Here is a 26554-nt window from a genome sequence, read left to right on the forward strand (position 1 = left end):
GAAGCATGACCGACCAGACCGCCCTGCAGTACACCGAGGAACACGAGTGGGTGCGCGCCGACGGCGACACCGTGACGATCGGCATCACCGACTACGCCGCCGAGAAGCTCGGCGACGTCGTCTACGTCGACCTGCCCGCCGCCGGTACCGCGGTCACCGCGGGGAGCGTCGTCGGCGAGATCGAGTCGACGAAGTCGGTCGGCGAGCTCTTCGCCCCCGTCGACGGCGAGGTCGTCGAGGCGAACCAGGCCGTGATCGACTCGCCCGAGCTCGTGAACAGCGACCCGTTCGGCGAGGGCTGGCTCATCAAGGTGAGCGCCGCCGCCCTGCCCGAGCTCCTCAGCCACGACGAGTACCGCGCCCTCACCGGCGAATAAGGAAGCCGCAGCCCCATGACCAGCACCTCCTCTGCCTTCGACGTCGGCGCCTTCGGGCGGCGGCACATCGGCACGACGCCGCACGACCACGAGTGGATGCTCGCGGCGCTCGGCTACGACTCGCTCGACGCGCTCATGACGGCCGCCGTGCCGACCGCGATCCGGATGCGCGAGGTCGTCGACTCCGCGATCCCCGCGGCGGCGACCGAGCGGGAGGCGATCGCCGAGCTGCGCGCGCTCGCCGACGCCAACACGGTGCGCACCTCGATGATCGGGCTCGGCTACTTCGGCACCGAGACCCCCGCGGTGATCCGCCGCAACGTGCTCGAGAACCCGAGCTGGTACACGGCGTACACGCCGTACCAGCCCGAGATCTCGCAGGGCCGGCTCGAGGCGCTCATCAACTTCCAGACGATGGTCGCCGACCTCACGGGCCTCGACACGGCGAACGCGTCGATGCTCGACGAGGGCACCGCGGTCGTCGAGGGGATGCTCCTGGCCCGCCGTGCCTCGAAGTCGCCGTCGAACCGCTTCGTGGTCGACGCCGACGCGCTGCCCCAGACGCACGCGCTGCTCGCGTCGCGCGCGGCCGCCGTGGGCATCGAGCTCGTCGTCGCCGAACTCGACGAGGGCACGGATGTCGTCGCCCTCGGCGAGCACTTCGGCATCTTCGTGCAGTACCCGGGCGCGTCGGGCCGGGTGTGGAACCCGGCATCCGTCATCGCCGCGTCGAAGGAGCAGGGCGCGCTCGCGGTCGTCGCGGCCGACCTGCTCGCGATGGCGCTGCTCACGAGCCCGGGCGAACTGGGGGCGGATGTCGCGGTCGGCACGTCGCAGCGGTTCGGTGTGCCGATGGGCTTCGGCGGGCCGCACGCGGGGTACATGGCGGTGCGAAAGGGCCTCGAGCGGCAGCTGCCGGGACGACTCGTGGGCGTGTCGCAGGATGCCGCGGGCCACCCCGCGTACCGGCTCAGCCTGCAGGCGCGCGAACAGCACATCCGCCGCGAGAAGGCGACGTCGAACATCTGCACCGCGCAGGTCCTCCTCGCCGTCATGGCGTCGATGTACGCCGTCTATCACGGGCCCCGCGGCATCCGCCACATCGCCGTGACGACCGCCGCGAAGGCGAAGGCACTCGCCGACACGCTCACCGGCTTCGGGCTGACGCTCGCGCACGACGCATACTTCGACACGATCCGCGTGCAGGTGCCGGGACTCGCGCGGAACGTGGTGGCGCGCGCCCGCGCGCTCGGGTTGAACCTGTGGGAGGCCGACGAGGCGACCGTGCATGTCGCGCTCGACGAGACCACTACTGCCGAGGAGCTCTCGCTCGTGGTCGAGGCGTTCGGCTTCGACGCCCGCACCGAGGTTCCCGTGTCGCTGCGCGAGCTCGCCGCCAGCCTGCCCGAAGGCCTGCGCCGCACGAGCCCGTACCTCGAGCACCCGGTCTTCAACACGCACCAGTCCGAGACGCAGATGATGCGGTACCTGAAACAGCTCGCCGACCGCGACTACGCGCTCGACCGCGGCATGATCCCGCTCGGCTCGTGCACCATGAAGCTCAACGCCGCGACCGAGATGGAATCGGTGACCTGGCCCGAGTTCGCGAACCTGCACCCGTTCGCGCCCGAGGCCGACGTGGTCGGCACGCTCGGCCTCATCGAGCAGGTCGAGAGCTGGCTCGCCGAGGTCACGGGCTACGACACCGTCTCACTGCAGCCGAACGCCGGCAGCCAGGGCGAGCTCTCGGGACTCCTCGCCATCCGCGGCTACCACCGTGCGAACGGCGACGACGCGCGCAACGTGTGCCTCATCCCGTCGAGCGCACACGGGACCAACGCAGCATCCGCAGTGCTCGCCGGCATGCGGGTCGTGGTGGTCGCCACCGACGCGCTCGGCAACGTGGACCTCGGCGACCTGCGGGCGAAGATCGCCGAGCACGCCGACGACCTCGCTGCGCTCATGATCACCTACCCCTCCACGCACGGCGTGTACGAGCACGAGGTGAGGCAGATCGCACAGGCCGTGCACGACGCGGGCGGTCAGGTGTACATCGACGGTGCGAACCTCAACGCCCTGCTCGGCTACGCGCGGTTCGGCGACTTCGGCGGCGACGTGTCGCACCTCAACCTGCACAAGACGTTCTGCATCCCGCACGGGGGCGGCGGCCCGGGCGTCGGCCCGGTCGCGGCGAAGGCGCACCTCGCGCCGTTCCTGCCGGGGCACCCGATGGCGCAGCGCGCCGATCACGCCGGCGGGATCACGCACGGCGGCGGGCCGGTGTCGGCGGCGCCGTACGGCAGCCCGTCGATCCTGCCGATCTCGTGGGCGTACGTGCGCATGATGGGCGCGGAGGGGCTGAAGCAGGCGACGGCCGCTGCGGTGCTCTCGGCGAATTACGTCGCGGCGCGCCTGCGCGACCACTTCCCGGTGCTCTACACGGGTGAGAACGGGCTCGTCGCGCACGAGTGCATCCTCGACCTGCGCCCGCTCACCGCCGAGACCGGCGTCAGTGTCGACGACGTCGCGAAGCGCCTCATCGACTACGGCTTCCACGCCCCGACGATGTCGTTCCCGGTCGCCGGCACGCTGATGGTCGAGCCCACGGAATCGGAGGACCTCGCCGAGCTCGACCGGTTCGTCGAGGCGATGATCCAGATCAAGGCGGAGGCCGACGCCGTGGGCCGGGGCGAGTGGCCCGCCGACGACAACCCGCTGCACAACGCGCCGCACACCGCGGAGTCGATCGCGGCGACGGAGTGGACCCACCCCTACACGCGCGAGCAGGCCGTGTACCCCGTGCACTCGCTGGTGCGCGACAAGTACTGGGCGCCGGTGCGGCGCATCGACCAGGCCTACGGCGACCGCAACCTCGTGTGCGCCTGCCCGCCGATCGAGGCGTTCGCGTAGGCGAACGGAGTCCGGAGCGTCGCGCCGCTGAACCGTACCGGTCTCGGCATCGTTGTCACAGGCAGGAGGTGACGGATGCCGCTGGATGACGATCGCCGGCTCGTCGAGCTGTACGACGCCCACGCGCCATCGCTGTGGCGGTACGTCGTGCACCTCACGGGCGACCCCGTCGGAGCCGACGACATCGTGCAGGAGACGCTCCTGCGCGCGTGGCGGAGCCCGCGCATCCTCGCCCAGGAGCCCGAGTCGACCAGGGCGTGGATGTTCACCGTGGCACGGAACCTCGTGATCGACGAGGCGCGCAGCGCCCGGCGCCGCCACGAGATCGGCGTCGCGGAGACGCCCGAACGGGTCAGCTCCGACGGAACCGACGCGCTCTTCGAGAGCCTGCTCGTCGAGGAGGCGCTCGCCGGGCTCGACTACGAGCATCGCGCCGTGATCGTGCACGCGTACTACGGCGGACGCAGCATCGCAGAGGTCGCCCGCCGGCTCGGCATCCCCGAGGGCACGGTGAAGTCGCGGTTGCACTACGGCCTCCGTGCGCTGCGCCTGGCCCTGCAGGAGAAAGGGGTGACCCGATGAACGCCGACCACGAGCGATTCGCCGACTGGGACTCCGCCTACGTGCTGGGCGCCCTCTCACCCGCCGAGCGCCGCGAGTACGAGGGTCACCTCGAGACCTGCGAGCGCTGCCGGCGGGCCGTCGAAGAGCTCGCGCCGATGCCGGGACTGCTGGCCCGGCTGACCCCCGAGCGTGCCGAGGCGCTGCTCGACGACGGCGAGGGCGTGGACGCCAAGCCGGCGCCGCGACCCGAGCTGCTCGCGGCAGTTCGCCACGAGGCGCGGCGTCGTCGCATCCGCCGTACGCGACTGCGGTACGCGGTGGCCGCCGCGGCCGGGGCGGTCGCGCTCACGGCGGTGGTCGTGCCGATCGGGCTCACCCGGACGCCCCCGGGCGTCGAGGTCGTCGCGTTCGAGACGGTCGCCGAGGTTCCGGTGACGGCCACGGCGGAGCTGACGCCGGTCGCCTGGGGAACCCGAATCGACCTCGACTGCACCTACGAATCCGACGGCACCGACGCGGACGCGCCACAGGAGGGCTGGTCGTACGCGCTCTACGTCGTCGACCGCGACGGGACGCGCAGGGAGCTGTCGAGTTGGCGTGCGAGTCCCGGCGCGACGGCACGGCTCGAGGCGGGCACCGCCGTCGATCTCGACGACATCGCCTCGCTCGAGATCCGGGCGGTGGCGAGCGGTGACATGCTCCTGCTCGGGACGCCGGACTGAGTCGGGCCGCATCGGCGCCCGCCGTGGTGAACCGTTCGGGACGGCGCCTCGTGTTCTCCTTCGACCGCCCTCGCGGTTCCGAGAAGGAGAACAGGAGAGGGGTTCCACCATGAAGCTTCGCATCGCACCCGGGCTGGCCGCTCTACACCTTCGCCGGCGATACGGCCGCGGGCGACACCAACGGCCAGGGTGTCAACGACGTGTGGTGGGTGCTCACGCCGGCGGGGGAGAAGATCGCGGGCTGATCCGTCGGCATGGCGGTCGCCCGTGGGCCGCCGCCATGGCCGCCCGTACGACTGGCCTCGACGACCCCGCGGTCAGGCTCGGGCGGGCCTGGCTGCGTGACGGCCCCGCTCGGCGTACTCGGGCCGTCCGGATGCCGCGGCCGCTGCCGTACGGCGCGCGGCCACGCGCCGCTCCGCCTCGCGGATCTCGGTCTCGGTGGTCGTGAAGCGACGCTCCGTCGCGCGGGCCGCGAGACCGCCCGCCATGATGGCGTGTGCCAGGTCCATGGTTCCGTCCCCCCTGACCGCGGCGCGGATCGACCGAGGTCGAATCCATGCTCGCGAGCCCGGCGACGCGGCGCATCGGGGATGCCCCGTCGAAGCGCCTCGGGAGTACACTGAGGTTCTCTCGTCTTGGGGGTGGGCATGATCTCCGTCGATCTCATCGCAACGCTCGCGACTGTCGCGTTCGTGGGGCTCATCGTGGGCACCTCGGTGCTCACCGCCCGCGGCATCGGGCTCGAACAACGCGCCGGTCTCCTCGAACGCCGTGACCCGGGCACCGCTGCTGCCCTGCGCCGGGCGCAGTTCATGAGCGACTTCCCGAGCGGGGGAGTCTTCGGCGACGAGGGATTCTCCGCCGTCTGCACGCCGAGCCGACGCACTTGGCACGACGGGGCGAGGGTGCGGGCGACCGACTCCGACCTCCGCGTCGAGCCGCCTGAGGAGGTGCTGCAACCGATGCCGGCGACCGTCGTCGCGCTGGGACGCGGCGAGCACGTGCCGCAGACGCCGCGACCGCGGCATCCGCTTCGCGTCCGTCAGTCCGCGGAGGGCACGAAGAGCTCGGGCCACCAGCCGACCGCGAGCGGGTAGCCCACGAACGACACCACGTCGAGCACGAAGTGCGCGATGACGAGCGGCATCGTTCGCCCCCAGCGCTGGTAGCACCAGCCGAACACGACGCCCATCGCCGCATTGCCGACGAACGGGCCGAAACCCTGGTACAGGTGGTAGGTCCCGCGCAGCAGCGCGCTCGAGACGATCGTGGCCCACGGCCCGACACCGAGCTCCCGGAGCCTGGTGAAGAGGTAGCCGACGGCGATGACCTCCTCGGTGAGCGCCGCCTCGAGGGCGCGGAACACGAGGATGGGCACCGTCCACCAGAACCAGTCCGCAGGTGACGTCTGCACGGCCACCGTGAGGCCGAGCGCCCGTCCGGTCGCGTACAGCGCGAGTCCAGGCAGGCCGATGACGGCGACGAGCAGCAGGCCGGATGCCGCGTCCCGACCGGGCCGGGAGAGGTCGAGGCCGATGCGGCGGAACGGGTCGACGCCCGGCTGCCAGAGCAGGTACAGCACGAGCGCGACGGCGAACAGGCCGAAGAACGGGTCGAGGAACTGGTAGGTGAAGTCGAGCCACTCGCGGGTCGATCGCGATGGATTGAGGGCTACCGACTGGTCGCCGAGCGCGCGCTCCTCGGTGAGCTTCGCGATGAGCGAGACCACGGCGTAGACGGCGGATGCCCCGAGCGAGAGTCCGAGGACGATGGCGACCTCGACCCGCAGGCGGCGTGCAGTCGACATGCGGATATCCTCGCATGCCGCCCGACGACGCAAGAATCCTGCGCTCGAGGGCTGGAATGTGCGAGACCGTCGGCTCGTAGATTGCGCGTCGGTAACGGTTTCCCCGAGCGTTTGCGCCGGGGGTGACCGGTCCATAGTCTCGATCTACCAGCGCTCCAGTGCGGCCAGAAGTCGCGCTGTCGACGCACATCTCACAGGAGGAACATTGAAGATCAAGAGATTTGGCGTGGCCGCCATTGCTCTTGCAGCTGCGGGAGCGCTCACGCTCTCGGGCTGCACCAGCGGCTCGCCTGAGTCCACCGGCGAGGCCGGTGCGTCGACTGCGGTCATCACGACGAACAGCACCGAGCCGCAGAACCCGTTGATCCCGACCAACACCAACGAGGTCGGCGGCGGTCTCATCGTCGACAACATCTTCGCGGGCCTGGTCTACTACGACGCCGAGGGCGCCGTGCACAACGAGGTCGCCGAGTCCATCGAGACCGAGGACAGCCAGACCTACACGATCAAGATCAAGCCCGACCAGACCTTCACGAACGGCGAGCCGGTCACCGCCGAGTCGTTCGTGAACGCGTGGAACTACGGTGCCGCTCTCGACAACGCGCAGCTCTCGAGCTACTTCTTCGAGTCGATCGAGGGCTTCAGCTACGACGAGAACGTCGAGGAGATGTCGGGTCTCACGGTCGTCGACGACCTCACCTTCGAGGTCAAGCTGAGCCAGCCCGAGTCGGACTTCCCGCTGCGCCTCGGCTACTCGGCGTTCGCTCCGCTGCCCGATGCGGCGTGGGAGGACATCGAGGCGTTCGGTGAGAACCCGATCGGCAACGGCCCGTACATGTTCGACGGCGAGGGTGCGTGGGCGCACAACGAGCGCATCGACCTCGTCGTGAACCCCGACTACGACGGTCCCCGCGCGCCGCAGAACGGTGGCCTCGACGTCATCCTCTACGCCGACCTGGACGCCGCGTACGCCGACCTGCAGGGCGGCAACGTCGACGTGCTCCAGGACCTCCCCGAGAGCGCGCTCGCGACCTTCGAGACGGAGTTCGAGGGCCGTTCGGTCAACCAGCCGGCCGCGGCGAACGCCACGATCACGATCCCGGCACGCCTGCCGCACTTCGACGGCGACGAGGGCAAGCTCCGCCGGGCTGCGATCTCGCACGCGATCAACCGCGAGGAGATCACCGAGGTGATCTACAGTGGCACGCGCACCCCGGCGAAGGACTTCACGTCGCCGGTGATTGCGGGCTACTCCGAGGACATCCCGGGCTCCGAGGTCCTCGAGTTCGACGTCGACGCGGCGAAGGACCTCTGGGCGCAGGCCGACGCGATCGCTCCGTGGGACGGCTCCTTCCAGCTCGCCTACAACGCCGACGGCCCCAACCAGGGCTGGGTCGACGCGGTGGCGAACCAGTTGAAGAACAATCTCGGCATCGAGGCAGCCGGTGCGCCGGTCCCGACGTTCGCCGAACTCCGGACGGCCGTCACCGATCGCACGATCCAGACGCCGTTCCGTACCGGTTGGCAGGGCGACTACCCGTCGCTGTCGAACTTCCTCGCGCCGATCTTCGGCACGGACGCGGGCTCGAACGACGGCGACTACTCGAGCCCCGAGTTCGACGCGCTGATGTCCGAGGGTCTGGGCGCGGCTGACGTCGAGGCCGGTATCGAGAGTTTCCAGCAGGCTCAGGAGATCCTCTTCGAGGACCTTCCGGCCATCCCGCTCTGGTACACCAACACGGCTGGCGCATGGGGTGAGCAGGTCGAGAACGTGGAGTTCGGCTGGAACACCGTTCCGCTGTATCACCAGATCACCAAGAGCGAGTAATTCTCGTTCCGGGGCGAGTCGGAGTTAGACTCTGAGGCGCCCGTGGGGCGGCAGCCGATCGGCTGCCGCCCCACTCCCACGCATCCCCGGTGCTCAGCCGATCGGCGTAGCATCGTGTGGACGAACTCGCAAACGGTGAGGTTTCCTTCAACATGTCAACATCCACGAACAGCGAGGCCTGATCCATGGCCGGCTACATCGTGCGTCGAGTCCTGCAGGCGATCCCTGTGCTGCTCGGCACCACCTTCCTGATCTACTTCATGGTTTTCGCCCTGCCCGGCGACCCCGTCGTCGCACTCTTCGGAGAGAAGACGCCGCCGCCGCAGGTCGTCGAGCAGCTGCGCGAGCGCTACAACCTGGACAAGCCGTTCATCGTCCAGTACTTGATCTTCCTAGGCAACATCTTCCGGGGTGACCTCGGTGTCTCGTTCTCGGGGCAGCCGGTCGCCGACATCCTCGCCCAGACGTTCCCGGTCACGCTCCGCCTCGCGGCGCTCTCGACCTTCTTCCTCATGGTGGGCGGCATCGGCGTCGGTCTCATCTCTGGACTGCGCAAGGGCGGCGTCTTCGATGCGAGCGCGCTCGTCGTGAGCCTCATCTTCATCTCGCTGCCGATCTTCGTCGTCGCCTTCGTCGCCCAGTACGTCTTCGCCATCCAGCTCGGCTGGTTCAGGACCACCGTCGGCGTCGGTGCGCCATGGCAGGACCTGATACTGCCCGCGCTCGTGCTCGCGACCGCGAGCTTCGCCCAGATCGTTCGACTGACGAGGGCGTCGGTCATCGAAACGGAAGGCCAGGACTTCGTTCGCACCGCCGCGAGCAAGGGCCTCTCTCGTAATCGGATCGTGCCGGTGCACATCCTGCGCAACTCGCTGATCCCGGTCGTCACCTACCTCGCGGTCGACTTCGGCACGCTCATGGTCGGTGCCGTCGTCACGGAGGGCATCTTCAACGTGCCAGGCGTCGGTCGCACGGTGTACCAGGCAATCATCCGGGGAGAGAACCCGACCGTCGTCGCCTTCGTGACCGTCATGGTGCTGATCTATCTCGTGGTGAACCTGCTGATCGATCTGTTGTACGCCGTTCTCGACCCGAGGATCCGCTATGCCAAGTAACGTCAACACCAGACCCGATCAGCAGCACTTCGTCGCGCCGATCGAGGAGACGCCGCTCGTCGCGATCGACGCGGTGAAAACCGAGGGCAAGCCGACGAACCTGTGGACCGACGGCTGGCGCGATGTGCGCGGCCGGCCGATGTTCTGGATCTCTGCCGCGCTCATCGTGCTCGTCGTCATCGTCGCCCTTTTCCCGGGGTGGTTCACGCAGGTGCCGCCGAACAACGACTGCCAGCTCGCGAACAGCAACGCCGGACCGACGGACGGTCACCCCCTCGGCTTCACGAAGCAGGGCTGCGACATCTACTCGCGCATCATCCACGGCACGTCGACGTCGCTCTCGGTCGGCCTCATCGTGACGTTCCTCGTGGCGTTCCTCGGCATCGTGTTCGGCGCCTTCGCGGGCTTCTACGGCGGATGGCTCGACTCGGTGCTCTCGCGCCTCGGCGACATCTTCTTCTCGATCCCCTACATCCTCGCCGCCGTGGTCGTCATGTCGGTCCTGTCGCAGTACGCGAACGTGTGGGTCATCTCGATCGCGATCGGCATCTTCGCCTGGCCGGCGACGGCTCGTGTGCTGAGAGCGGAGATCCTCAGGGTGAAGAACGCGGACTTCGTGATGGCGTCGACGGCCCTCGGCGTCTCGAGTTTCCGCATTCTGCTCCGCCACGTGCTGCCGAACTCGATCGCTCCCGTCATCGTCATCACGACGATCTCGCTCGCGTCGGCGATCGTGGCCGAGGCGACCCTGTCTTTCCTCGGTGTCGGGCTGCCCTCCTCGACGATGTCGTGGGGCAACGACATCTCCGCGGCGCAGAACGACCTGCGGACGGCGCCCCAGACCCTGATCCTGCCCTCGATCGCACTCTCGGTCACCGTGCTGAGCTTCATCATGCTCGGCGAGGTCATCCGCGACGCGCTCGACCCGAAGGCGAGGGCACAGCGATGACCGAGATCGTGAACGGGACCAACATGCAGCAGCGGACCGCCGTCGATGTCGGCGAGCGTCCGCTCCTCGAGATCAAGGATCTCGAAGTCGGCTTCACCACCCAAGACGGCGTCGTAAAGGCCGTCGACGGCGTGAACATCACCCTCTACCGCGGGCAGAGCCTCGCGATCGTGGGCGAGTCCGGCTCGGGCAAGTCCACGACCGCGCACGCGATCATCAACCTGCTTCCCGGCACCGGCCACATCTCCGGCGGCCAGATCCTCCTCGACGGCCAGGACCTCACCAAGGCCTCGAAGCACGACATGGAGGCGATCCGCGGTCGCAAGATCGGGTTCGTGCCCCAGGATCCGATGTCGAACCTCAACCCCGTGTGGTCGATCGGCTTCCAGGTCGAGGAGGCCATCAAGGCCAACGGCATCGCGACCGGCCGCAAGGAGGTCAAGAAGCGTGCCATCGAGGTGCTGAAGCAGGCAGGCCTGCAGGACGCCGACCGGCGTCTCAAGCAGTTCCCGCATCAGTTCTCGGGAGGCATGCGCCAGCGCGTGCTCATCGGCATGGGCCTCGCCGCCGACCCGCAGCTGCTCATCGCCGACGAGCCCACCTCGGCGCTCGACGTCACCGTGCAGCGCGTGATCCTCGACCACCTCGAGTCGCTCACGCGCGAACTCGGCACGACCCTGCTGTTCATCACGCACGACCTCGGCCTCGCCGCGGAGCGTGCCGAGCAGCTCGTGGTGATGTACAAGGGCAAGGTCGTCGAGTCGGGTCCGTCGGTCGAGATCCTGCAGAACCCGCAGCACCCGTACACGCAGCGGCTCGTGGCCGCGGCGCCGAGCCTCGCCTCGCGCCGCATCCAGGCGAGTGGCAGCATCGCGGCGGCGGAGTCGTCGATGGCCGAGGACGCCGCGCATGCCGCGGGCGACACCATCGACCTCATCGCCACCGCCGAGGCCCGTGCCGAGGTCCTCGAGGCTGCGGCATCCGCCCCGCCCGCGATCGTCGTCGAGCACCTCACCAAGGTGTTCAAGATCCGCGGCTCGGGCGAATTCACGGCCGTCGACCAGGTGTCGTTTCAGATCCCCAAGGGCACCACGATGGCCCTGGTCGGCGAGTCGGGTTCGGGCAAGTCGACCGTCGCGAAGATGCTGCTGAAGCTCGAGGACACCACCAGCGGCAAGATCGTGGTCGGCGGCATTGACCTCGCGAGCGTCACAGGCAAGGAGCTCTTCCACCTCCGCAGCCGCATGCAGCCGGTCTTCCAGGACCCGTACGGCTCGCTGAACCCGCTGCGCAACATCGGCAACACGATCGCGGAGCCGCTGCACACGCACAAGGTGGGCACGAACGCGTCGCGCCGCGAGCGCGTGTTCGAGCTGCTCGAGCAGGTGTCGCTGCCGAAGTCGCTCGTGAGCCGCTACCCCAACGAGCTCTCGGGCGGGCAGCGGCAGCGCATCGCCATCGCGCGTGCGCTGGCCCTGAAGCCCGAGATCGTCGTGCTCGACGAGGCGGTCTCCGCACTCGACGTGCTCGTGCAGGCGCAGATCCTGCGCCTGCTCGCCGACCTGCAGGCCGAGCTCGGGCTCACGTACCTCTTCATCACCCACGACCTCGCGGTCGTGCGCGTCATCGCCGACCACGTCTGCGTGATGCAGAATGGGCGCATCGTCGAGGCGGCCACCACCGACGAGGTGTTCGACAACCCGAGGGAGCAGTACACCCGTGACCTGCTCGCGGCCATCCCCGGCGCGGGCATCGAGCTCGGCGCATAACCGACCGCACCGCGCGAACGCCCGGCAGCCCGCACCCGGATGCCGGGCGTTCGCCGCTCCCAGCCGAAGCCGTGCCGCGCACGGTAGTCTTGCAGGGCGCGCGCCGTGCATCGGCTTCGCGCGATCCCACCGACCTACTTCATCCGCGCTTCCGCGCTGCCGCCGTGTCGCCCGCACCGGGACGCGTCGGCGCCACGTGACGACACGCATCACTGAGGACCCACCACCATGGCCAACGCCACCCGCAACGACCTGCGCAACGTCGCGATCGTCGCCCACGTCGACCACGGCAAGACGACGCTCGTCGACGCCATGCTCAAGCAGACCCACTCCTTCGCCGAGCACGCCCACGTCGACGAGCGCGCGATGGACTCGAACGAGCTCGAGCGCGAGAAGGGAATCACGATCCTCGCGAAGAACACCGCCATCGAGTACGACGGCGTGCACGCGACATCCGGGCCCGTGACCATCAACGTCATCGACACGCCGGGCCACGCCGACTTCGGCGGCGAGGTCGAGCGCGGCCTCTCGATGGTCGACGGCGTCGTGCTCCTCGTCGACGCGAGCGAGGGCCCGCTGCCGCAGACGCGGTTCGTGCTGCGCAAGGCGCTCGAGGCGCGCCTGCCCGTGATCCTCCTCGTGAACAAGACCGACCGCCCCGACGCGCGCATCGACGAGGTCGTCGCCGAGAGCCAGGACCTGTTGCTCGGCCTCGCGTCGGACCTCGCCGACGACGCGGTGTCTGCCGGCACGGACGGCGATCTCGACCTCGACGCCATCCTCGACGTGCCGGTGGTGTACGCGTCGGGCAAGGCAGGCCGCGCCTCGACCACGAAGCCCGAGAACGGCAGCCTCCCCGACAGCGACGACCTCGAGCCGCTCTTCGAGGCGATCCTGAAGCACATCCCCGCACCGACGTACGACGACGAGGCACCGCTGCAGGCGTGGGTCACGAACCTCGACGCGTCGCCGTTCCTCGGTCGCCTCGCCCTGCTCCGCGTGTTCAACGGCACCGTCCGCAAGGGCCAGACGGTCGCCTGGGTGCGCCACGACGGCTCGCACTCGAACGTGCGCATCACCGAGCTCCTGAAGACCAAGGCCCTCGACCGCTTCCCCGCAGAGGAGGCCGGCCCCGGCGACATCATCGCGGTCGCCGGCATCGAGGAGATCACGATCGGCGAGACGCTCGCCGACCCCGAGGACGTGCGGCCGCTTCCCGCGATCCACGTCGACGACCCCGCGATCTCGATGACGATCGGCACGAACACGTCGCCGCTCGTCGGCAAGGTGAAGGGCCACCGGCTCACCGCGCGCATGGTGAAGGACCGGCTCGACCGGGAGCTCGTCGGCAACGTCTCGCTCAAGGTCCTCGACATCGGCCGACCCGACGCGTGGGAGGTGCAGGGCCGCGGCGAGCTCGCCCTCGCGATCCTGGTGGAGCAGATGCGCCGCGAGGGCTTCGAGCTCACGGTCGGCAAGCCGCAGGTCGTCACGAAGACCGTCGACGGCAAGGTGCACGAGCCATACGAGCACCTCACGATCGACGCCCCCGAGGAGTACCTCGGCGCGATCACCCAGCTGCTGGCCGCACGCAAGGGCCGCATGGACAACATGGCGAACCACGGCACGGGCTGGGTGCGCATGGAGTTCATCGTGCCGAGCCGCGGGCTCATCGGCTTCCGCACCGAATTCCTCACCATCACGCGCGGCACGGGCATCGCCAACGCGATCTCGCACGGCTATGACGAGTGGGCCGGCACCATCACGACGCGCAGCAACGGCTCGATCGTCGCCGACCGCGCCGGCGTTGTGACGCCGTTCGCGATCATCGCGCTGCAGGAGCGCATGAACTTCTTCGTGAACCCGACCGAAGAGGTCTACGAGGGCATGGTCATCGGCGAGAACTCGCGCACCGACGACATGGACGTGAACATCACGAAGGAGAAGAAGCTCACGAACATGCGTTCGTCGACGGCCGACACCTTCGAGTCGATGACGCCGTCGCGCCAGCTCACCCTCGAGGAGTGCCTGGAGTTCGCGCGCGAGGACGAGTGTGTCGAGGTCACGCCCGAGAAGGTGCGCATCCGCAAGGTCGAGCTCGACCAGACGGCACGCGCGCGCGCCGCGTCGCGCCTGAAGAAGCAGGCCTGATCCGGAGAACGAGCGGATGCCGCGGGCTGGAGTCCGCGGCATCCGCTCGTCTTGCGTGGGCGATCTTCGGCACTCGATGCCAGATCACGTTTGCATAACGGAGGAACCTCCCAGACTCGGTGCGTAACTTGTTCCAGATTGTCTCGATTTCCCCCGTCCGAGCTCGTCTCGGCTCCCCCGACCCAGATACACGACGCCACCCGAATGATTCCCCCGATGCACGGCCGCCGCGCGGCCGCCCCCGGTCCTGTCCGTCTCCAGCCCCGCCGATCCGGCCCGACCCGAGCCGCCCACTCGTCGCCGCGTGCCGGGTCGCGGGCGCCCCTCTCGCCACAGGCGCCCGAACCCCGGGCGCCCCGCCGCGCCCACACGGGCGTCCTGCGCCCCGCGTTCTCGGCCGTTGCGATGACCTTCGTCGGCAGCATGATGATCGCCACGAGCGTTCCCGCCCTGGCCGTCACCGCGAGTGACCCCGAACACCGCGCCTCGGTCTACGCGCCGGTCGCGGACGACAGCATCTCACTACGCCCGCAGGCCCTCGAGGTCGCGAGCGAGGCCGAGCTCCGGCCGCTCACGACCGACGGCTACGCCGTCGAGGCCGCACCGCCGCCCATCGTCTCGCAGGTCGCGGGCCTCGGCAGCGTCGCGGTGATCGAGTCCGACCTCATCGTGTGGCCGGTCAGCAATCCCGAGAAACGCGCCTCGGGCTTCGGCCCGCGCGAGGCGCCCTGTTCCGGCTGTTCCACGTACCACGACGGCGTCGACTTCAATCCCGGCAACGGCGCCCCGGTCATGTCGATCGCCGATGGCGTGGTCGTGCTCGCGACCGAGAACGGCGGCGGCCTCGGCGTGAACGTCGAGGTGCAGCACAACATCGGCGGCGAGCTCATCACGAGCTCGTACGCGCACATGCAGTACGGCTCGCTCGCGGTGTCCGAGGGCCAGCGCGTGAGCGCGGGCCAGCAGCTCGGCCTCGTCGGCTCCACCGGACAGTCCACCGGATCGCACCTGCACCTCGAGATGTTCGGCGCCGACGGCGTGCGGTTCGACGGATTCGCCTGGCTCAGCACGCACGTCAGTTGACCCCGCGCAGGTCGGCGGCGACGCCGAGTCGGTTCAGCCTGCGAAGCGGGGTACGCGCTTCTCCAGGAAGGCCGTGACGCCCTCGCGCATGTCGTCGGTGCGGAACGCGTCCTCGAAGCCTTCGACCTCGAGTGCCGACGCCTCGTCGGTCGGACGACCCGTCGCCGCGACCAGCACGCGCTTGGCGATCCCGACGGCGCTCGCCGAGTTCGCAGCGACCTGTGCGAGCGTCTCCCTCGCGCCGGCGAGCAGGGCGTCCCGGTCGGCGAAGCGGCGTGCCACGAGCCCGGCCTCGACCGCCTCGTCGATGCCGATGCGTCGTCCGGTGTAGATGAGCTCCTTGGCCCGGGCGAGGCCGATCGCGCGGGGGAGTCGCACGGTGCCGCCGAACCCGGGGATGAGCCCGAGCTTCACCTCGGGCTGGCCGAAGCCCGAGGCATCCGTCGCATAGATGAGATCGCAGGCGAGCGCGAGCTCGAGGCCGCCGCCGAGGGCGAACCCGTCGACACACGCGATCACGGGCGCGGGCAACGCCTCGATCGTCCCGGCGACGCGATGGCCGAGGCGCGCGACCTCGGCCGCCGGCCCGGGCTCCAGCCCGGCCAGGCCGCGGATGTCAGCCCCGGCCACGAACGCGCGGCCACCGGCGCCGACGAGCAGCACGCCGCGCACGCCGCGTTCGGTCGCGAGTCGCTCGAACCCGGTCTCGAGCTCGGTGAGCACCGACGCCGAGAGGGCGTTGAGCGAGGCCGGCCGATCGATCGTGACGATCGCGAGCTCGTCCTCCCGCTCGACCCGTACGGCGGGGTCCTCCGCGAGGCCTCCAGCTGCGGCATGCGACATCGTCATCGATCCTCTCCGTGCGGCCCCTGCCGCGCCGCATCCACGCTACGCCATCGCATGCGCAAGGTTCCGGCCGATAGAATCCGACACGAGCGGATGCCGTGTGCGCCGCGTGCATCCCCATCCTTTCCATCCGAGGAGTCCGCCATGCCGACCCTGCCCGCCACGACCCGTGCCGTGATCGCCGTCGCGATCGCCGGCGTCACCGCCTCGCTCCTCACCGGCTGCTTCGCCAACCCGGTGGAGGAGCTCGTGAACCGCAGCGTCGAGGAAGCGGTCGAGGGCGCCACGGGCGGCGACGTGAGCCTCACGGGCGAGCTCCCCGCGGACTTCCCGACCGAGGTCCCCGTGATCGAGGGCAAGATCGGCCTGTCCGCCGGTGCGGGCGGGACCGAGGGCTGGATCGTCGCGATCACGTCGTCGTCGAACGATGCGATGGCCGAGGCGGCCGCCGCGCTGGAGGCGGCCGGCTACACGGAGGACACCTCCGTCTCCGGTGGCGAGCTGGGGGCCAAGGTCTATACGGGCTCCGGGTACCTGGTGCTGCTCGCGGGCGAGGGCGGCACCGTCTCGTACACGGTGACGCCGACGGCGCAGTGACCGGCGCCGGCGCCCCGGCGACACGGGCCGCTCGCGCCGGCACGGTCACACTGGCGTTCGTCGTGGGGATCATCTACGGGTCGGTTGCGACCATCGGCCATCGCAACGAGCTGCGGGTCGGCGAACTCGTCATCCCGTGGGGGCTCGTCGCGGCGATCCTCGGCGTGCTCGCGCTCCTCGTCGGGATACGACTCGTCGCGGGCGGTCGTCTCGCCGCGGCAGGCGCCGCGGCCGGCATCCTCGGCACGGTGGCGCTGCTCACGTTGCCGGGCCGCGGCGGCTCGGTGCTGATCGCGGGCGACCTCGTCGGCACGATCTGGGCAGTTGCGCCCGCGCTCGTCGCCGTGTTCGTGGTTGCGTGGCCCAAGCTGCCCGCACGCCGCCGGTCGACAGCCGGGGCCGCATAGACTGGAGTCCCACCCTTCCGAGAGGACAGCGAGCCAACGTGACCTACGTCATCGCCCTGCCGTGCGTAGATGTCAAAGACCGCGCCTGCGTCGACGAATGCCCCGTCGACTGCATCTACGAGGGTGAACGCTCGCTCTACATCCACCCTGACGAGTGCGTCGACTGCGGGGCCTGCGAGCCCGTATGCCCCGTCGAGGCGATCTATTACGAGGACGACCTGCCCGAGGAGTGGGCCGACTACTACAAGGCGAACGTCGAGTTCTTCGACGACATCGGTTCACCAGGCGGCGCCGCGAAGGTCGGCGTGATCCCGAAGGACCACCCGCTCGTCGCCGCCCTGCCGCCGCAGGTGCACTGAGCATGGCGCGCGGCGAGCTGCCCGACTATCCGTGGGACCTGATGGGTCCGTATCGCGAACGGGCGGCGGCGCACCGCGACGGGCTCGTGGACCTGTCGATCGGGTCGCCCGTCGACCCGACCCCCGCCGTCGTGCGGGACGCGCTCGCGGCGGCGACGGACGCGCACGCCTACCCGAGCACCGTCGGCACGCCCGAGCTGCGCGCGGAGATTGTGCGCTGGTTCGAGCGTCGACGAGGCGTCGGCGGACTCACGGAGGCGAACGTCCTGCCCACCATCGGGTCGAAGGAGCTCGTCGCGCTGCTGCCGTTCCTGCTGGGGCTCGGCGAGGGCGATGTGGTGGTGCATCCGCGCGCCGCCTACCCGAGCTACGAGATGGGTGCGGTACTCGCCGGCGCGACCGCCAAGTCGTCCGACGACCCGGCGGAGTGGCCGGAGCAGACCCGGCTCGTATGGCTGAACAGCCCGGGCAATCCCGATGGGCGGGTGCTCACGATCGAGGAGCTCCGTGCCGCGCGGGCCCGTGCACGCGAGCTCGGCGCCGTCATCGTCGGCGACGAGTGCTACGCGGAACTCGGCTGGGAGGGGCGCTGGGCCGAGGAGCGCGTGCCGAGCCTGCTCGACCCCGCCGTGACCGGCGGCGACCGCCGCGACACGCTTGCCATCTACTCGCTGTCGAAGCAGTCCAACATGGCCGGCTACCGTGCGGCCTTCGTCGCCGGATGCCGCACCGTGATCGCCCGGCTCACGAACGTCCGCAAGCACGCGGGCCTCATGCTGCCCCAGCCGCTGCAGCACGCGATGGTCGCTGCCCTGCGCGACGACCTGCACGTGGCGGAGCAGAAGGAGCGCTATCGCGCACGCCGCGCCACGCTGAAGTCGGCGGTCGAGTCGGCCGGCTTCCGCGTCGACCACAGCGAGGCGGGCCTCTACCTGTGGGCGACCGAGGGCCGCGACGCGTGGGACAGCCTCCGCCGGCTCGCCGACCTCGGCATCCTCGGCGGTCCGGGCCACTTCTACGGCGTGCACCATCCCGAGCACGTGCGGCTCTCCCTCACCGCCACCGACGAGCGGATCTCGTCCGCGGCCGAGCGGTTGCGGGCCGCCGCTCGCGCCTGACACGCCGCCTGTGCAGTCGATCCAACGGAAGCGGTCACCTCTTGGCGGATGTCACAGTGTGCCCGGACCGCGTCTAGGCTGTATTCGGGCGGCGGCCACCCACGGCCCCGGACCGGAAAGCAGGTGACCGCGCAAGTGACGATCACAGGAGGCGCCGTGAGCGACGTCGTGAACCAGGCGACCGGGCAGCACCCCGGGAATGCCACCCTCAGCTTCCCCGGCGGCACCGCCGAGTTCCCCATCCTCCAGGCGGTCGACGGCAACTCGAGCATCGACCTGTCGACCCTCACCCGGCAGACCGGCCTGACGGCACTCGACTACGGCTTCGTCAACACGGCGTCGACGCAGTCGGAGATCACCTACATCGACGGCGAGCAGGGGATCCTCCGGTACCGCGGCTTCCCGATCGAGCAGCTCGCCCAGCACTCGACCTACCTCGAGGTGGCATGGCTGCTGCTCTACGGCAGCCTGCCGACCGCCGACGAGCTCGGCGAGTTCGACGAGAGGATCCGCCGCCACACGCTCCTGCATGAGGACCTGAAGCGCTTCTTCTCGGCGCTGCCGCACACCGCGCACCCGATGTCGGTGCTCTCCAGCGCGGTCTCTGCGCTCTCCACCTTCTACGAGGACTCGTCGGACCCGCACGACCTGCACGACATCGAGCTGACGATGATCCGGCTCCTCGCGAAGCTGCCGGTCATCGCCGCGTACGCGCACAAGAAGAGCATCGGGCAGGCCTTCCTGTATCCCGACAACTCGCTGAGCTTCGTCGACAACTTCCTGCGCCTGAACTTCGGCAACATGGCCGAGCCGTACGTCATCGACCCGGTGCTGTCGAAGGCGCTCGACCGCCTGCTCATCCTCCATGAGGACCACGAGCAGAACGCGTCGACGTCGACGGTGCGGCTCGTGGGCTCCACGGGCGCGAACCTGTATGCCTCGATCTCGGCGGGCATCCAGGCCCTCTCGGGCCCCCTGCACGGCGGGGCGAACGAGGCGGTGCTGCAGATGCTCGCGCAGATCCGCGACTCGGGCGAGGGCGTGGCGAAGTTCGTCGAGCGCGTCAAGCGCAAGGAGGACGGCGTGAAGCTCATGGGCTTCGGCCACCGCGTCTACAAGAACTACGACCCGCGCGCGCGACTGGTGAAGGAGTCGGCCGACGAGGTGCTCGCCGGGCTCGGCGTGAACGACCAGCTGCTCGACCTCGCGAAGGAGCTCGAGCAGATCGCCCTCGAGGACGACTACTTCAAGGAGCGTCGCCTCTACCCGAACGTGGACTTCTACACGGGTGTCATCTACAAGGCGATGGGCTTCCCGATGCGCATGTTCACCGTGCTCTTCGCGATCGGCCGGCTTCCCGGCTGGATGGCGCACTGGCGCGAGATGAACCTCGACCCGCAGACCAAGATCGGCCGCCCGCAGCAGCTCTACGTGGGCGAGCCCGAGCGTCGCTACCCCGGCGCCTGAGCCGCCGGCCGACGGCGCACCGCCGTCAGTCGGTGCCGGCCGGGCGCAGGTGCAGCGTGTCGTGCGAGGCGTCCTTCACGGCGGCGAGCGTGAACGGCCACGCGCGTGTCTCGCCGCGCTGCCAGAGGGTCGCCTGGTCGTCGTAGTGCGGGTGGAACGCGTGGCCTGACGCGCCGGTGAGGTTCACCCACCTCGAGGCGTCGAAGTCGCCCAGGTCGACGACCATGCGCATCGACGGAACCCAGTCCACCTCGTACCCGGCACTGGCATCCCAGCCGATGGCGTTCACGATGTCCGAGCCGCCGCCGAGCTCATACGGCCCGCGGTTGAAGAGCCACTCGATCGGGGCGATGCCCGACTCGCCGAAGGTCTGGTTCGTGAGCGTCAGCGTGTGCAGCCGGCCCCAGCGCCACGAGTCGGTCCGCGTCCCCATTCGGTCGGATGCCTCCGCCCACGCCGCCCCGAGGGCGTGCTCGATCACGGCGTCACGACCGGTCGCCCCGTGGGCCTCATTCGTCCACCAGCGGGCGTCGGGCTCGTCGAGGAGGTCGCCGACGACCGTGAACCAGCGATCGCCGCCCTTCGGCCTCGTGGCCTCCGGGAGCGTGCCGAACATGTCGTCGAGGAGGTTGCGCCAGAACACCGCGAAGTACGCCGCCTCGGCGCTGTCGGTGTCGGTGCGTCCGTCCCATCCGTCGAGCAGGGCGGCACCGCGTGCGGCGTCGCCGTCCAACTCGAGCTCTGCGATCACGGGGAGCAGGGCGGAGGCGTTCGCGTCGAGCGTGTCGAGCTGGATCTCGGCGAGGTCGCCGGTCGTGAGCTTCGCGCCCGCGGCGATGCGCTCGTCGAGCAGTCGCTCGATGCCCTCGGCGCGGTACCCGTGATCCCAGTCCTTGGTGAGCATCGGGCCGTTCGCGCTCACGGGGTTGTTCGCGGTGACGAGGTACCCGCGTTCGGGGTTCCGCACGGAGGGCAGCTCGTCGAACGGCACGGTTCCCGACCAGCCGTTCGCGCTCGTCCACCCGGGCAGCGGCATCGTGCCGTCACCGGCCTTCCTGATGGGGATCCGTCCGGGTGCCTGGTAGCCGATGTTGCCGTCCACGTCGGCGTAGACCAGGTTCTGCGCGGGCACTTCGAACAGCGCGGCCGCCTCGCGGAATCCGTCCCAGTCGCGCGCGCGGTTCATGGCGAAGACGGCTCGAGCGGTGTTGCCGGGCGTGAGCGCCGTCCACTGCAGCGAGACCGCGTAGTCGGCCTCGGCCTCGGGCTCGCCGGATGCCGCGGGGTGGCCGTCGGCGATGGCGGCGTAGTCGCCTCCGGCGTCGCTCACGACGGGCCCGCGCGCGGTGGAGCGCACCGTCACGGTGACCGGGTCGCTGTCCGCGACGGCGATGACCTCCTCGCGGATCGTGAGCGGCACCATCGCGCCGTCGAGCTCGTAGGAGTCGCCCTCGACGCGCTCGAGGTAGAGGTCGGCGACGTCGGGACCGAGGTTGGTGAGACCCCAGGCGATGCGGTCGTTGTGGCCGATGACGACACCGGGCAGCCCCGAGAACGTGAAGCCGGCGACATCGAATGCGCAACCGTCTCGGAGTTCGACGCAGTGCAGGCCCATCTGCGTCCAGATCGAGGGCAGCGCGGGACCGAGGTGGGGGTCGTTTGCGAGCAGCGGCATCCCCGACTCCGTGTGGGCGCCCGACACGACCCAGGAGTTGGAGCCGAGGTCGCCGCCCTCGGGCCCGAGCAGGTCGGGGATGCCGTCGAGCACGGCGCGGAGCGAGGCGAGCGGCGCGGCGTACGCCGCGGCGTCGACGGCAGGGACATCCGCCGCCGTCTCAGCCTCGTCGGAGGCGGAGAGCGAAGCCACGTCGGCGGCCGCCGGGGCCGCGGAGGCACCGTCGACGATCGTGGGCCGCGCACCCCACGCGAACTCGGGATGGAGGCGTGCGATCTCCTCGGGCGGCAGCGCGGTCGCGAGGATGGCGCGGTCGATCTCGTCGCCGAGGTTCGACCTGAGGTCCCAGGCCATCGCCTTCAGCCACGCGATGGAGTCGACGGGCGACCACGGCTCGGGGGAGTAGCCGGGGTTCTGCAACCCGAGCACGACGTACTCGAGCGACAGGTCGGCGCCCTCGTGCTCGGCGATGTAGGCGTTCACGCCGTCGGCGTAGGCCTCGTAGTGGGCGCGCGATGCGTCGTCGAGGAGCTCGAACTCCTGTTCGGCGATGCCACGCCAGTCGAGGGCGCGGATGAACGCGTCGGTGGCGACCTGCGATTCGCCGAAGAGCTCGGCGAGCCGACCCGCCGTGACGTGCCGGCGGAAGTCCATCTCCCAGAACCGGTCCTGCGCGTGCACGTACCCCTGGGCGAAGAAGAGGTCGTGGTCGCTCTCGGCGACGAGTTGCGGAACCCCGGCGTCGTCGCGGTACACCGTGACGGCGGCCGTGAGCCCCGCCGCCTCGATGCGGCCGGCGGTCGTCGGGAACGAGCGCTGCACCGTCCACCAGCCGAACCCCGCGGCCGCGACGGCGAGCACGAGCACGCCGACGAGCAGGACGGTCAGGAACCGGAGGCCCCGATGCCGGCGGGTTCGGGGTGCGTCGGTACCCACATCACTCCTTCGTGCTGCGCATGACGAAGACCGCCCGGCGGGGGCCTGAGCACACCACTGTACCCCGCCCCGAGGGTCGAACAGCGCCGCCGAAGGCGCGCGTTTCGAGACCGCGTCAGGCGTGCAGCGCGGCGTTCAGTGCGACGCCGTCGCCCGAGCGCGAGAGCACCTCGACCTGCCCGTTGAGCGAGTTGCGCCGGAAGAGCAGGTTCGGCACTCCCGAGAGCTCGATCGCCTTCACGGTGCGGCCCGGCTCGCCCGAGCGGCCGAGCACGATGACCTTCGTGCCCGCGGTCACGTAGAGGCCTGCCTCGACGACCGAGTCGTCGCCGATCGAGATGCCGATGCCCGAGTTCGCGCCCAGCAGGGCGCGCTCGCCGATCGACACCCGCTCGGTGCCGCCGCCCGAGAGCGTGCCCATGATGGACGCGCCGCCGCCGATGTCGCTGCCGTCGCCGACCACGACGCCCTGCGAGATCCGACCCTCGACCATCGAGGCGCCGAGCGTGCCCGCGTTGAAGTTCACGAAGCCCTCGTGCATGACGGTCGTGCCGGGCGCGAGGTGCGCGCCGAGGCGCACGCGCGCGGCATCCGCGATGCGCACCCGCTCGGGCGTCACGTAGTCGAGCAGGCGGGGGAACTTGTCGAGCCCCGTCGCGTGGATGCCGGCCCGCTGGAGCCGCGGGCGGAGTCGGTCGAAGTCGGCCGGATGCACCGGGCCCGCGTTCGTCCAGACCACGGCGGGCAGGTGCCCGAAGACCCCGTCGAGGTTCAGCTCGTTGGGTCGCACGACGAGGTGCGAGAGCAGGTGCAGCCGCAGGTACGCGTCGGCGGTGCCTGCGGGCGCGGCGTCGAGGTCGATGGTCGTCGTGACGGGTCGCACCATGACGGCTCGCCGCACGTCGGGTCCCGCGAACTCGTCAAGGTCCGCGAACGCGGTTCGACCCGCGGAGGAGGCGGATGCCTCGTCGGGAGTGCCGAGCGCGGGGGCGGGGTACCAGGCGTCGAGCACCGTGCCGTCGGCGGCGACCGTCTCGAGACCGTGGCCCCACGCCACGCGACGGGCAGGGGAGGAGGCGGAGTCGGTGGCGGGCATGCCTCAAGCGTATCGGCGCGGGCGCGCGCCCGAGGGCTGCACGACGACGTGGACAGGGGCGGGGCATCCGTAGACTCGAGGCATGCCGACCTCCGCCTCGTCCCGGCCCCCGCTCGACCTCACCGCCGACTCGGTCGCCATCACGCAGGCGATCTGCGACGTGCCGAGCGTCTCGGGTGACGAGCGGGCGCTCGCCGACCTCGTCGTCGACGCGCTCGCCGGCGCGGCCCATCTCGAGGTGATCCGCGACGGCGACACGATCGTGGCCCGTACGAACCTCGGCCGCGACCGGCGGGTGGTCATCGCGGGCCATCTCGACACGGTGCCGATCAACGGCAACGTGCCGACCCGCTTCGAGACCATCGACGGGCAGCGCTACCTGTGGGGTCGCGGCACCGTCGACATGAAGGCGGGCGTCGCCGTGCAGCTCAAGCTCGCGCTGGAGCTCAGCGACCCGATCGTCGACCTCACCTGGATGTGGTACGACCACGAGGAGGTCTCGGCCGAGCTCAACGGACTCGGCCGGGTCGCGCGGCACCGGCCCGACCTGTTCGCTGGCGACTTCGCGATCCTCGGCGAGCCGTCGAACGGACGGGTCGAGGGCGGATGCAACGGGAACCTGCGCGTGGAGCTTCGCGCGTACGGGCTCCGCGCCCACTCCGCGCGCAGCTGGGTGGGCGAGAACGCCATCCACAAGCTCGCACCGGCGCTCGAGCGGCTCGCGGCCTACGAGCCCGCGACGGTCGAGGTCGACGGACTCGAGTACCGCGAGGGCCTGAACGCGGTGGGCATCACCGGTGGCATCGCGGGCAACGTCATCCCCGACGAGGCGATGCTGCACGTGAACTACCGCTTCGCGCCGAACCGCACGGTGGCCGAGGCGATCGAGCATGTCGCCGACCTGTTCCCCGAGTACGAGCTCACGGTCGTCGACGAGGCCGAGGGCGCACGGCCCGGCCTCGACGACCCGCTCGCGCAGCAGTTCGTGCGAGCCGTGGGCGGCGAGGCGAAGCCGAAGTACGGGTGGACGGATGTCGCGCGCTTCAGCGCCCTCGGCATCCCGGCCGTGAACTTCGGGCCCGGCGACCCCCTCAAGGCGCATGCCGACGACGAGCGCGTGGCGTGCGACCAGATCCTCTCCTGCGAGCGGGCGCTGCGGGCGTGGCTGACCGGCGCCGCCTGAGCGGGACCGTGACGGGCCGGACCGTGACGACCGCGCCGCCGGAGCGGGAGCGCGACCCGTTCCGCGCGACGCGCTGGTCGCCGCGCGTGCGCTGGCGACTCGCTCCGTGGTGGGCGAAGGTCGTGCTCGTGTTCCTCGCCGCGCGCGCGGTCACCACCGTGTTCGTGCTCGTGCTGGCGAGCGTGCAGGAGGCCAACCCGTGGACCGGGGCGCATCCCGACCTCTTCGAGTACTCCAACCTGTGGGATGCGCGCTGGTACCAGGTCATCCTCTTCAGCGGGTACCCCTCAGAGCTGCCGTTCACCGAAGACGGGCACGTCGCCGAGAACGCCTGGGCGTTCCTGCCCGTGTACCCGGCGCTCGTCGGGGCGGTGATGCTGTTCGGCGCCTCGTGGAACGTGGCCGCCGTGCTCGTGTCGACGGCCGCGGGTCTCGGCGCCGCGCTCGTGTTCCACCGCCTCATGTCGCGATTCCTCGAGCCGGATCGCGCGCTCTTCGCCGTCGTGCTGTTCTGCGTCGCCCCGGTCGCGCCCATCATGCAGTTCGGGTACGCCGAGTCGCTCGGCTTCCTCTGGCTCGCCCTCGCCCTGCTGCTGCTCGTCGATCGCCGCTACGCGTGGCTGTTCCCGGTGATCGCCGTGTGGTCGTTCACACGCCCCGGCGCGCTCGCCTTCGCGCTCGCCCTCGGGCTGCACTGGGTGTGGCGGTGGCTCAGGCGGGACCGCGAGGCGTTCGGCGTGCGAGAGCGTGTGCTCGCGGCGTCCGTCGCCCTGTTCGCCGCCGTCGGGGGCCTGGCCTGGCCCGCGATCGTGTGGGCGGCGACCGGGGAGCCGCACGGCTACACCGCGACCGAGCTGGCCTGGCGTGCGGCGTACATCGGCTACGAGGAGCTGGTGCCGTTCACGGCGTGGTTCCAGTCGGGAGGATGGTGGCTCGGCCAACCGCTCGGCACGATCGCGGTGATCGCGCTCGTCATCGCGTACGGGCTCGCGATGGCGTCGCCGGCGGTGCGCCGACTCGGCGTGGACATCCGGTTCTGGAGCATCGGCTACGTGCTCTACCTGCTGGCCGTGTTCTTCCCCCAATCGAGCACGTTCCGGATCCTCGCCCCGCTGTTCCCGCTGCTCGGCGCGATCGCGCTCCCGCGCGCGAGGTGGTACCGCTGGGGCATGGTCGGGCTCTTCCTCGTGCTCCAGGTCGGCTGGCTCCTCCTCTGCTGGGGCATCGATGGATACGACTGGACCCCGCCGTGACCGATGCGCCCGTCGCCCTGATGAGGGCTCGAATCGGTCGGGCGCGGGGCGCCTGATGTCGGGTGACGGCGCCGTGAACGTTGTCCACAGACGCCGCGGCGATTTCCCCGCGCCGCTCGGCATGGCCGATAATGGACAGGTCAGCCACGAAAGGGGTAGCTCAATGGCGGCCATGAAGCCACGCACCGGAGACGGGCCTATGGAGGCTGTGAAGGAGGGTCGCCTCATCATCGTGCGGGTTCCGCTCGAGGGGGGTGGCCGCCTCGTCGTCTCGGTGAACGACGCTGAGGCCAAGGAGCTCTACGACGTCCTCGGCGGCGTCGTGAACCCCGCCTGAGG

Annotated in this window: 24 protein-coding genes and 1 pseudogene; 20 read left to right on the forward strand and 5 right to left on the reverse strand. The window is 70.2% G+C overall.

Annotated elements, in window-relative coordinates; all coding sequences use genetic code 11:
• The first annotated feature begins 5 nt into the window (after positions 1–5).
• The 5 genes and pseudogenes from gcvH to IEX31_RS00630 form a co-directional block, all read left to right on the forward strand.
• On the forward strand, positions 6–377 hold the full coding sequence (gene gcvH, locus IEX31_RS00610; protein WP_188741499.1) for a glycine cleavage system protein GcvH: 372 nt from the start codon (positions 6–8) through the stop codon (positions 375–377).
• Positions 378–392: 15 nt separating this feature from the next.
• Positions 393–3287, forward strand: coding sequence for an aminomethyl-transferring glycine dehydrogenase (gene gcvP / locus IEX31_RS00615; RefSeq protein ID WP_188741500.1), 2895 nt, complete (start codon positions 393–395; stop codon positions 3285–3287).
• 75 nt (positions 3288–3362) lie between these two features.
• Positions 3363–3869 (forward strand): sigma-70 family RNA polymerase sigma factor, encoded by a 507-nt coding sequence (locus tag IEX31_RS00620; RefSeq protein WP_188741501.1) that lies wholly within the window; start codon positions 3363–3365, stop codon positions 3867–3869.
• Entirely contained in the window at positions 3866–4573 is a 708-nt protein-coding gene (locus IEX31_RS00625; protein ID WP_188741502.1) for an anti-sigma factor family protein, read from the forward strand. The genes IEX31_RS00620 and IEX31_RS00625 overlap by 4 nt, the downstream gene beginning before the upstream one ends.
• Positions 4574–4713: 140 nt before the next feature.
• Positions 4714–4818 (forward strand): annotated as a pseudogene (locus tag IEX31_RS00630) (hypothetical protein); the annotation flags it as partial.
• 72 nt (positions 4819–4890) lie between these two features.
• On the opposite strand, the gene IEX31_RS00635 reads toward IEX31_RS00630, so the two are convergent.
• On the reverse strand, positions 4891–5085 hold the full coding sequence (locus tag IEX31_RS00635; protein WP_188741503.1) for a hypothetical protein: 195 nt from the start codon (positions 5083–5085) through the stop codon (positions 4891–4893).
• A 138-nt stretch (positions 5086–5223) separates the two neighbouring features.
• Between IEX31_RS00635 and IEX31_RS00640 the strand changes: the two genes are divergently transcribed.
• Positions 5224–5673, forward strand: coding sequence for a hypothetical protein (locus IEX31_RS00640; RefSeq protein WP_188741504.1), 450 nt, complete (start codon positions 5224–5226; stop codon positions 5671–5673).
• Here the strand turns inward: IEX31_RS00640 and IEX31_RS00645 are convergent.
• Positions 5619–6383, reverse strand: coding sequence for a CPBP family intramembrane glutamic endopeptidase (locus IEX31_RS00645; RefSeq protein WP_188741505.1), 765 nt, complete (start codon positions 6381–6383; stop codon positions 5619–5621). The two genes, IEX31_RS00640 and IEX31_RS00645, sit on opposite strands and share 55 nt — an antisense overlap.
• Before the next feature lie 205 nt (positions 6384–6588).
• Here IEX31_RS00645 and IEX31_RS00650 point away from each other — a divergent pair, with 205 nt between their 5' ends.
• The 6 genes from IEX31_RS00650 (at position 6589) to IEX31_RS00675 (ending at position 15278) form a co-directional block, all read left to right on the forward strand.
• The gene (locus IEX31_RS00650) at positions 6589–8211 is read left to right on the forward strand and encodes a peptide ABC transporter substrate-binding protein (RefSeq protein ID WP_373285482.1); all 1623 of its coding nucleotides are present in this window, start codon (positions 6589–6591) and stop codon (positions 8209–8211) included.
• A 185-nt stretch (positions 8212–8396) separates the two neighbouring features.
• A complete protein-coding gene (locus IEX31_RS00655) occupies positions 8397–9326 on the forward strand; it encodes an ABC transporter permease (RefSeq protein WP_188741507.1) in 930 nt (309 codons plus the stop codon).
• Entirely contained in the window at positions 9316–10275 is a 960-nt protein-coding gene (locus IEX31_RS00660; protein WP_188741508.1) for an ABC transporter permease, read from the forward strand. The genes IEX31_RS00655 and IEX31_RS00660 overlap by 11 nt, the downstream gene beginning before the upstream one ends.
• Complete coding sequence (locus IEX31_RS00665) at positions 10272–12044, forward strand: dipeptide ABC transporter ATP-binding protein (RefSeq protein WP_188741509.1); 1773 nt, start codon at positions 10272–10274, stop codon at positions 12042–12044. The genes IEX31_RS00660 and IEX31_RS00665 overlap by 4 nt, the downstream gene beginning before the upstream one ends.
• Positions 12045–12272: 228 nt before the next feature.
• Entirely contained in the window at positions 12273–14195 is a 1923-nt protein-coding gene (gene typA, locus IEX31_RS00670; RefSeq protein WP_188741510.1) for a translational GTPase TypA, read from the forward strand.
• A 405-nt stretch (positions 14196–14600) separates the two neighbouring features.
• The gene (locus IEX31_RS00675; RefSeq protein ID WP_188741511.1) at positions 14601–15278 is read left to right on the forward strand and encodes a M23 family metallopeptidase; all 678 of its coding nucleotides are present in this window, start codon (positions 14601–14603) and stop codon (positions 15276–15278) included.
• A gap of 33 nt (positions 15279–15311) precedes the next feature.
• Here IEX31_RS00675 and IEX31_RS00680 read toward each other — a convergent pair whose 3' ends face one another.
• On the reverse strand, positions 15312–16121 hold the full coding sequence (locus tag IEX31_RS00680; protein WP_188741512.1) for an enoyl-CoA hydratase/isomerase family protein: 810 nt from the start codon (positions 16119–16121) through the stop codon (positions 15312–15314).
• Between the two features lie 147 nt (positions 16122–16268).
• Between IEX31_RS00680 and IEX31_RS00685 the strand changes: the two genes are divergently transcribed.
• From IEX31_RS00685 to IEX31_RS00705, 5 genes are all read left to right on the forward strand, one after another.
• Positions 16269–16721, forward strand: a complete 453-nt coding sequence (locus tag IEX31_RS00685) for a hypothetical protein (RefSeq protein ID WP_188741513.1) — start codon at positions 16269–16271, stop codon at positions 16719–16721.
• On the forward strand, positions 16718–17128 hold the full coding sequence (locus tag IEX31_RS00690; protein WP_188741514.1) for a hypothetical protein: 411 nt from the start codon (positions 16718–16720) through the stop codon (positions 17126–17128). Before IEX31_RS00685 ends, IEX31_RS00690 begins: the two co-directional genes overlap by 4 nt.
• Before the next feature lie 38 nt (positions 17129–17166).
• Positions 17167–17487, forward strand: a complete 321-nt coding sequence (gene fdxA, locus IEX31_RS00695) for a ferredoxin (protein WP_188741515.1) — start codon at positions 17167–17169, stop codon at positions 17485–17487.
• A 2-nt stretch (positions 17488–17489) separates the two neighbouring features.
• Positions 17490–18605, forward strand: coding sequence for a succinyldiaminopimelate transaminase (gene dapC, locus IEX31_RS00700; RefSeq protein WP_188741516.1), 1116 nt, complete (start codon positions 17490–17492; stop codon positions 18603–18605).
• A gap of 168 nt (positions 18606–18773) precedes the next feature.
• Entirely contained in the window at positions 18774–20072 is a 1299-nt protein-coding gene (locus IEX31_RS00705; RefSeq protein ID WP_229662046.1) for a citrate synthase, read from the forward strand.
• 25 nt (positions 20073–20097) lie between these two features.
• Here IEX31_RS00705 and IEX31_RS00710 read toward each other — a convergent pair whose 3' ends face one another.
• Positions 20098–22683 carry a penicillin acylase family protein gene (locus IEX31_RS00710; protein WP_188741518.1) on the reverse strand — a complete coding sequence of 862 codons (2586 nt, stop codon included), beginning with the start codon at positions 22681–22683 and terminating at the stop codon, positions 20098–20100.
• A 115-nt stretch (positions 22684–22798) separates the two neighbouring features.
• The gene (gene dapD, locus IEX31_RS00715; protein WP_188741519.1) at positions 22799–23779 is read right to left on the reverse strand and encodes a 2,3,4,5-tetrahydropyridine-2,6-dicarboxylate N-succinyltransferase; all 981 of its coding nucleotides are present in this window, start codon (positions 23777–23779) and stop codon (positions 22799–22801) included.
• Between the two features lie 82 nt (positions 23780–23861).
• Between dapD and dapE the strand changes: the two genes are divergently transcribed.
• The 3 genes from dapE to IEX31_RS00730 all read left to right on the forward strand — a co-directional run bounded on the left by dapE (position 23862) and on the right by IEX31_RS00730 (position 26552).
• Positions 23862–24962, forward strand: a complete 1101-nt coding sequence (gene dapE / locus IEX31_RS00720; protein ID WP_188741520.1) for a succinyl-diaminopimelate desuccinylase — start codon at positions 23862–23864, stop codon at positions 24960–24962.
• Positions 24963–24985: 23 nt separating this feature from the next.
• A complete protein-coding gene (locus tag IEX31_RS00725; RefSeq protein ID WP_229662007.1) occupies positions 24986–26215 on the forward strand; it encodes a putative hexosyltransferase in 1230 nt (409 codons plus the stop codon).
• A gap of 163 nt (positions 26216–26378) precedes the next feature.
• Entirely contained in the window at positions 26379–26552 is a 174-nt protein-coding gene (locus IEX31_RS00730; protein ID WP_067875042.1) for a DUF3117 domain-containing protein, read from the forward strand.
• The last annotated feature ends 2 nt before the right edge of the window (positions 26553–26554 follow it).

It is taken from the genome of Agromyces bauzanensis, from assembly GCF_014645655.1.
Classification (GTDB): domain Bacteria; phylum Actinomycetota; class Actinomycetes; order Actinomycetales; family Microbacteriaceae; genus Agromyces; species Agromyces bauzanensis.